Raw genomic sequence first — 8,297 nt, forward strand, 5'->3', positions numbered from 1 at the left:
TAAGCGATAGTGTTTATAGTGTGAATCATCAATAATATCTCTTGTTATTGTTGAAAATGAAAACCGCTTGATAATAGCGGCTTTTTGCGGTCTTAGCTTTCAACAATATGCTGTATTATTTATTTCAATTAAAACCTATCAATAAAAACTTGCTTATTATTAATATAGACGAGCTTATGATGTCTGCTGAAACAAAACGAAGAGAATATTTAGTAAGGTAGTAACCTAGACAGGATTTTACCTTTAAGTTTTTAAATTTATTAACTTAATTGGTGCAAATTAACATTTTTTGCTTCAACCAAGAAGCTATATGCACCATTTTGACGTTGGCTAACCTTACTATTTTTATATGAAATTCCAAGATTTTTTATAAATTAAAATAATATTAAAGCTATACTAATATCCTATAATCATAGGATAAGTATATGATATTTAATAAGATATTATAATAAAATTTTAATTCTTTAGGTATTGGCACTACTTTTGCTCTAGCTCAATTAGGTTTAAATAGCTTAATAAAGAGAGGTGTGAAATGAGTACCCATGAAGAAAATCCCCTAGTTGAGGCGCCACAAGAAGGGCGAAAAGGATTTTGGCCAATTTTTTTAGTTTTATTCAGTTTTACCTTTTTTACAGGCACTATGTTTGCTGGCGGTAAAATAGGCGTTGCATTCGATTTTTCTACTATTCTATTAATTACCGCACTAGGCAATCTACTGCTTGCAGCCTATGCGGCTTCGCTTGGCTTAATATCTGCTCGTAGTGGTCTAAACACCGTATTGATGGGTCGATTCTGCTTTGGAAATCTAGGTAGTAAACTATCAGATTTTATCCTAGGATTTGCCGAATTAGGTTGGTATGCATGGGGTACTGCAACAATCGCCATTTCATTGGTTAAAATTTTAGGTCTATCAGTAACTCTCACAATTCCACTGATGGTCGTATTTGGGATCATTTTTTCTATTACTGCCTTAATAGGATTTAAAGGACTTGAATATCTATCAAGAGTGGCTATCCCACTCATGTTTGTTGTGCTAATTGGTTCAATTGTAGTCGCAACAAATCATATAGGTGGATTAAGTCAACTATTCAATGTAAAACCAACTTCCAAAGAAACGATGACGTTTGCAACGGCTATCACCATTGTGTTTGGTACTTTTGCCAGTGGTGCTACTCAAATTACTAATTGGACTCGAATGGCAAAATCTGGGAAAGTAGCAGTTTGGGCTTGTCTCTTAAGCTTTCTAATTGGCAATGGTCTCATGGTTCTAGCAGGCGCCTGGATGGCAATTGTATATCAACAATCAGATATTTTTGAGGTATTGGTATTACAAGGCCTATCATTTGCAGCGGTAGTAATGCTTTGTCTAAATTTATTAACAATTCAAGGTCCCACCATTTATAACGTATCTGCAGCGGCCTGCCATTTAGTTCGCAGTGATCGTCGAAAAATGATGGTTATGATAGCTGCAGTTGTAGGCATAGTTTTAGCTGTAGCTGGTATGTACGAATTATTAATTCCTTTCCTTCTCTTATTAGGCTCAATTATTCCACCGATTGGTGGGGTAATTATGACTGACTATTGGGTGCGACATAAAGGTAAGTATCCACTCTTAAGTGAAGCACAAATACCAAACTTCAACTGGGCTGGATTATTTGCTTATGCGATTGGTGCGGTTGCTGCTTACGCTTCTCCATGGGTAGCACCAATTGTCGGCATCTTAGTTTCATGTGTGACTTATTTGGTTCTATTACGCTTTGCGCCTGCAAAATCTTCAGATACAGCTCAAGTGATTGCTCCTTCGCTTTAAATTTTTAGCTATGAGCATAATGAGAAAATATTTTTAAAAAACTATTAGATATTGGAAAAAAAATGAAAGTAATTAATGCACGATTAAGAAAAAAAGAAGGTCTATATACTGTCACTTGTGACAATGATGTGATTAAAAGTATTGAATTACAGACGGGTATTAGCGTTGATAGTGATACAGATACAATTGATGCCAAAGAAAATCTCTTAATGGCACCTTTCATTGACCCGCATATCCATTTAGATGCCGTCTTGACTGCTGGTGAACCCGAATGGAATATGACAGGGACTTTGTTTGAAGGTATTGAGCGATGGGCTCAACGTAAAGCTACTGTGACTCACGATGACATTAAACAACGTGCTAAAAAAACAGTTGATATGCTTGTGGCACATGGCATTCAACATGTCAGAACACATGTGGATATAACTGACCCTAATCTAGTCGGACTACATGCCATGCTTGAGGTAAAAGAAGAAATCAAAGAAGCAGTAAATCTCCAGATTGTCGCTTTTCCTCAAGAAGGCATTGAATCATTTAAGAATGGTAGAGAGTTGCTTGAGGAAGCATTAAGAATCGGAGCCGATGTCGTCGGTGGTATACCACACTTTGAATATACTCGAGATAAAGGGGTCAGCTCCGTTTATTATTTAATGGATTTAGCCGAGAAGTATAACGTTCTTGTGGATGTTCATTGTGATGAAACAGATGATCCCAATTCACGTTTTTTAGAAGTGTTAGCTGATGAAGCGTTAGTCAGAGGTATAGGTACCCGTGTTACAGCAAGCCATACCACGGCTATGGGATCTTACGATAATGCTTATTGTTTTAAATTATTCCGTCTTTTAAAACGCTCTAAAATTAATTTTATTTCGTGTCCTACAGAAAGTATCCATTTACAGGGCAGATATGATACTTATCCAAAACGTCGAGGTATAACAAGGGTTCCTGAAATTGATAGGGCAGGAATGAATATTTGTTTTGCTCAAGACTCTATTCGTGATCCTTGGTACCCCGTAGGTAATGGTAATATTTTAAGAATTTTAGATGCAGGTCTTCATATATGTCATATGTTAGGCTATGAAGATTTACAACGTTGTTTGGATTTTATTTCAGATAATTCAGCTAAAACAATGGCTTTAGATGAAGAATATGGCATTGAGGTCAACCGCCCTGCAAGTTTTATCTTATTTAATGTCAAAGATGATTATGAGGTTCTAACCAATCAAGCTAAACCAATTCTAAGTGTGAAAAATGGTAAGAAAATTATGGAAAGATTTGAAGAAAAAGTAGAGGCTAAAGTTTTTGGTTAGTGAAATGTTAGATCATATTTGGGGTCGTCTGAGAATTCGGACCATAATCTACGCTAAGGAATTTTATCGAGTATTATACAATTATAAATTAGCGTGATAATAGGGCTAATCTATGGAAAACAAGTGTTTTCCATAGTATTTTTTATTTTCTTAATCTTCTGCCTGTTTATTGGCTTTCTGCTATCTAGTAAAACCAATAAAATCAAATTGCGTAAATTTATGATTAAAAGGGTTAGATGTAATGTCATTTTCTGACCCCTGCTGTCAACAATGGAGAAAAGAACTTGGTAGATTGATTTTACTGTTATTTTCTTTGAATTTGACGATGGTTTCAGCTTTGAATGTTTAACTGTATTCTTTTCTTAGTCACGGTAAGCTCCTGTTTAGGTCATTAGTTTACCAAATATTTCTCTGCGTTTTTTTCAATATACATCATATCTTCGTTGAACGGCTGTAGCGGCCAGTGTAATATGAATATGTATAGTTACGTTACTTTGATATGTTCAGTCAAGCAAGAACAGGATTGAAAGAACATTTAGAGTTTTACAATCATGAGCGTTTGCATCAGTCGCTTAGACTTAATACGCCTGCACAGGTTTTAAACGTAAGCCCCCGACCACACCCGTCGACTACTAACGGATATTTGTCGCCTATTTACGCAGAAAAAATCTACTATTGTTCATTAATTCCGTCAAGCTATGCTGCGTGACTCAAGATAATCTGTCGCCGACAATTCCAGTACAGTTCAAATTTACTTGACACAGTTTTCTGAACGCCCTCACAAATAGTCGAATTATTAGGCTGTAGAGTTCATTTAAATGTTTTCAAGTACTATATTCTTAAACGCCTCTGATAATGTCGCATTACTACAGTTTTTAGGCTGTAAAACAAATATGGTTCTAGAGGGCTTAAAGTCGATAATTTTTCTTCTAACAACATTAGGAAAAAAATTTGATACTGGCGTAGATTTTGGAAGAATTGCCACACCAGTATTGACATTCACTAGCCCTAAAGCCGTACTAAGATAGCGAACTTGACAAGTTATATCGATGTTTTGAATATTGTATCCCAGTTGTTCAATATTTTTCATGAAAATTTGCACTACGCTACTACCTGGTAATGTCAATATTTGAGGATAATGCAGTACATCCCGCATGTAAATTTTTTCAAAAGACGCTAATTCATTTTCTTTACTAACAAAGAGCTCCAAATCATCTTCAAATAGCCTGATATTATCTATGGCAGCGTCCGATTGTTCTGCAGTACCTATTCCAATATTAACCACACCAGTTTTTACAGCCTCTTGTATCTCATTAGCATTTAAATCATAAACCACAATTTTTACTTTCGGATAAGTAGTTTTGAAAATTTTTATCCAATTAGGCAGTAAAGTGCTTGCGATGGTAGGAAGAACAGCAACCGTTATTACGCCTAACACGTTATCAGCCATATTTCGGCTTAAATGCATCGCATAGTCATATTCATCTAAGATCGATTTAAGAGGAATTAATAGTTGCTGTCCTTCAAACGTTATTGATACCTGATGCTTATCTCTTTCAAACAAAGTCACACCCAATTCGGCTTCTAACTGTTGAATTTGTAACGTCAAAGTCGAGGCGGATATACATAGCTTTTCAGCTGCTTTAGAAAAATTCTTTTGTGCCGCTATTTCTACAAACGCTCGAATTTGTCTTAATCCATGCTTCATGATTCTATCCTTGTTGCCTTTAAAACTAAAACATAGAAAACATTTAAATATCTTGTGTTTCATTATACGCAATCAAGACATAGTGTTGCTAATTCAAAAAATTCTTAGCTTTTCTATTCAGTTTTTCTGAACACCGAATACCAATAATATCAATTCAATGTTCGTATAAAAAGCACTAGTATTGAATATATTCGATGGAATAACTCAACTTCATAAATTATCAAGGATGATAATATGTTAGCCATATTAGGATTGCTTACGATTATTATTTTATTTGTTAGCATTTTAACAAAGAAAGTATCCCCTCTAATTGCACTCATTGCTATTCCAATTATCGCAGCCTTATGCGGTGGATTTGGATTACAAACAAGCAAATTTATAATATCAGGTATTAAAAACATCGCACCAATGGCTGGTATGTTTGTATTTGCCATTCTATTTTTTGGAATAATGACAGATGCAGGAATGCTTGATCCCATTATTAATAGAATTTTGAAAAGTGTTGGTTTAAAACCTGCTCGTATAACAGTTGGTTCAGCATTATTGGCATTACTTATTCATTTAGACGGCTCGGGAGCTGTAGCGTTTTTAGTAACCATTCCCGCAATGTTACCTTTATATGATAAGTTAGGCATGGATCGAAGGGTATTAGCCTGCGTAGCCTCATTAGCGTGCGGCGTGAATTTTCTTCCTTGGACTGGACCTATGATAAGGGCTTCAGCATCTTTACATATCCCTGTTACAGACATCTTTAAACCGCTAATCATTGTACAAATTATCGGTCTGGTGTTTGTTTTTTCAGTGGCTTGGTTTTTAGGAAAAAGAGAAGAGAAACGATTAGGTTTGACCAATGTTGCTAACACCAGTGAATTTCTATCTTACAATATTAGTGAAGAAGATTTAGCCATACGTCGACCTGAGAAATTTTGGCTCAATCTTATTGTGACTGTAATCGTTCTAGGTACTATGATTACTGGAAAAATTGATCCTGTTGTCATGTTTATGATTGGTGTTGTCATTGCTTTATTAATTAATTATCCAGATATCAACCAACAACGCCAACGTATTGACGCTCATGCTAAAGCCGCTTTAAGTATGGTAAGTATTTTACTAGCCGCTGGCGTATTTACTGGCATTATGGATGGCACAGGGATGCTAAAAGCAATGTCTCAACAAGCGGTTAATTTTATACCCCCACAAATGGGGCAACATATTCCTTTTGGTCTAGGTCTCATATCTATGCCATTATCTCTCTTATTCGACCCTGATTCATTCTATTTTGGCGTATTACCAGTTATTGCTCATACGGGAGAAGCGTTTGGCGTACCCCCTGTACAAGTGGCTCAAGCAGCTATCTTAGGACAAATGACGACAGGTTTTCCTGTGAGCCCCTTGACGCCTGCCACTTTCCTTATCGTAGGGCTATGCAAATTAGACTTAGCGGACCATCAGAAATTTACTATCCCTTATTTACTAGCAGCTTCCATTATTATGACTATTGCAGCTGCTCTATTGGGTGTTTTCCCCTTCTAAGGATATATAACTATGAATAATATTAAAAAGATACGTATCGGTAGTGGTGCAGGTTATGCTGGCGACAGAATAGACCCAGCGGTAGAGCTTGCTGAAAAAGGTAACCTAAACTATTTAGTCTTTGAATGTCTTGCTGAAAGAACAATCGCTTTAGCTAATCAGATGAAAATCAAAGATCCAAACCTAGGTTATGATAGCCTTTTAGAAAGAAGAATGCGTGCCGTATTGCCATTTATTACAGACAGTAATGGTAAAAAAAGATTCAAAATTATCAGTAATATGGGTGCAGCTAACCCACATGCGGCTATTAAAAAAATACGAGAAATTGCACAAGAACTACAAATCCCCGATTTAAAAATTGCAGCGGTTACTGGGGATGATGTCATTCAATTGATTACCAAAAATATTTCTTCTTTGGACAACGGTCTGACGACAGCACAACTAAATGATAAAATTGTTTCTGCAAACGCTTATCTTGGTGTGGAAGGCATTATTAAAGCCCTGAACAAACAGGCGGATATCATTATCACTGGTCGTGTTGCTGACCCTTCCTTATTTTTAGCCCCTCTAATATATGAATTCAACTGGCAATTGGATGATTGGGATAAGATGGGCAAAGGTACCGTCATTGGTCACCTTTTAGAATGTGCAGGTCAAGTAACAGGTGGCTATTTTGCAGATCCTGGTGTAAAGGATGTACCCGATTTAGATAAACTAGGTTTTCCCATAGCAGAAGTTGATATGAATGGAGAGGCTATTATTACAAAAGTAGAAGGGTCTGGCGGCTTGATTACAGAAGCTACTTGTAAAGAGCAACTGCTTTATGAAATACATAACCCTTCTGAGTACAAGACACCCGACGTAGTTGCTGATTTTTCGAAAGTTTCATTTGAAAAAATTGCTACCAATCAAATCAAAGTGATAGGTGCGACAGGCAAAATAAAACCTGATACTCTTAAAGTAACCGTTGGCTTTAAAGATGGCTATATCGGTGAGGGTCAAATTTCATATGGTGGGCCAAATGCAAAACAAAGAGCAATTTTAGCACAAGACATTGTTTTAAAAAGATTAAAAACCAGTCCTTATCAATTTGAAGAATTAAGAACTGACTTAATTGGAATCAACTCGCTCTATGGAAACATGAGTGAAATAGAGCCCTATGAAGTGAGATTAAGGGTTGTAGGTCGGACAGAGAATTATAATGCTGCCGTTGAAATTGGCAACGAAGTCGAAGCACTTTATACGAATGGACCTTATGGTGGAGGCGGTGCCACAAAATCGACTAAGGAAGTGTTAGCGGTCGCAGCAATGTATATTAATAAAAATAATTTAGCAGTTAACGTAATTATGGAGTAACACAATGAAATTAAGAGACATAGCTCACAGTCGTACAGGGGATAAAGGTGACACGTCTAATATATCTGTTATATTATACAACCCAAATAACTATAATAAAGTTTCCGAATTTTTAACAGTGGATAAAATTTTCCAACAATTGATGCCTGCTATGAGGCACTTTGATGTAGAAAATATCGTTGTTGAGCGATTCGACTTACCTAGCATTACTGCGTTTAATTTTGTTATTCAAAAGATACTAAAGGGAGGGGTTACTCGCTCGATTTCTTTGGATGCTCATGGAAAATCTTTATGCTCTGTCATTTTAGATATGGATATTAGTCTGTAGTCAGGGTCAGTAGGAGCTATCTTTAGAGTGGTTGCTCTCTATTACATAAATGAGCATGTGTGATAGAGAGCATATAATAAATCAAAATAACTCATCATCTTGCTTTCAGAAGCATATGTAAAAACTAAAGCAACTAAATTTTCGCTCAATATTTCTTTGTTAAATAATTTGATTAAAACGATTATTTTTTCAAAATAGAGGGCGTTCAAAACTCTGTGTCAGGATAAATTAGAGGCTCATTACAGCATTTAA

The 8,297-nt window shown here is 36.0% G+C and carries 6 protein-coding genes; 5 read left to right on the plus strand and 1 reads right to left on the minus strand.

Annotation, left to right across the window (positions count from 1 at the left end; translation table 11 throughout):
• Positions 1–532: 532 nt before the first annotated feature.
• Positions 533–1,810, plus strand: a complete 1,278-nt coding sequence (gene codB, locus RT143_RS11820; protein WP_313093234.1) for a cytosine permease — start codon at positions 533–535, stop codon at positions 1,808–1,810.
• A gap of 62 nt (positions 1,811–1,872) precedes the next feature.
• Positions 1,873–3,120 (plus strand): cytosine deaminase, encoded by a 1,248-nt coding sequence (codA, locus tag RT143_RS11825; protein WP_101965226.1) that lies wholly within the window; start codon positions 1,873–1,875, stop codon positions 3,118–3,120.
• A gap of 814 nt (positions 3,121–3,934) precedes the next feature.
• On the opposite strand, the gene RT143_RS11835 is transcribed toward codA, so the two are convergent.
• Positions 3,935–4,828 carry a LysR family transcriptional regulator gene (locus RT143_RS11835; RefSeq protein WP_313093236.1) on the minus strand — a complete coding sequence of 298 codons (894 nt, stop codon included), beginning with the start codon at positions 4,826–4,828 and terminating at the stop codon, positions 3,935–3,937.
• Between the two features lie 234 nt (positions 4,829–5,062).
• Here RT143_RS11835 and RT143_RS11840 point away from each other — a divergent pair, with 234 nt between their 5' ends.
• From RT143_RS11840 to RT143_RS11850, 3 genes are read left to right on the plus strand one after another with little or no spacing between them, the layout of a single operon-like run.
• The gene (locus RT143_RS11840) at positions 5,063–6,361 is read left to right on the plus strand and encodes a CitMHS family transporter (RefSeq protein ID WP_313093238.1); all 1,299 of its coding nucleotides are present in this window, start codon (positions 5,063–5,065) and stop codon (positions 6,359–6,361) included.
• Positions 6,362–6,373: 12 nt separating this feature from the next.
• Positions 6,374–7,717 (plus strand): acyclic terpene utilization AtuA family protein, encoded by a 1,344-nt coding sequence (locus RT143_RS11845; protein WP_313093240.1) that lies wholly within the window; start codon positions 6,374–6,376, stop codon positions 7,715–7,717.
• A 4-nt stretch (positions 7,718–7,721) separates the two neighbouring features.
• Positions 7,722–8,045, plus strand: coding sequence for an AtuA-related protein (locus tag RT143_RS11850; RefSeq protein WP_313093242.1), 324 nt, complete (start codon positions 7,722–7,724; stop codon positions 8,043–8,045).
• Positions 8,046–8,297 lie beyond the last annotated feature (252 nt).

Source organism: Moraxella sp. CTOTU48268 (genome assembly GCF_032069585.1).
In the GTDB taxonomy this organism is placed as follows: domain Bacteria; phylum Pseudomonadota; class Gammaproteobacteria; order Pseudomonadales; family Moraxellaceae; genus Faucicola; species Faucicola cinerea.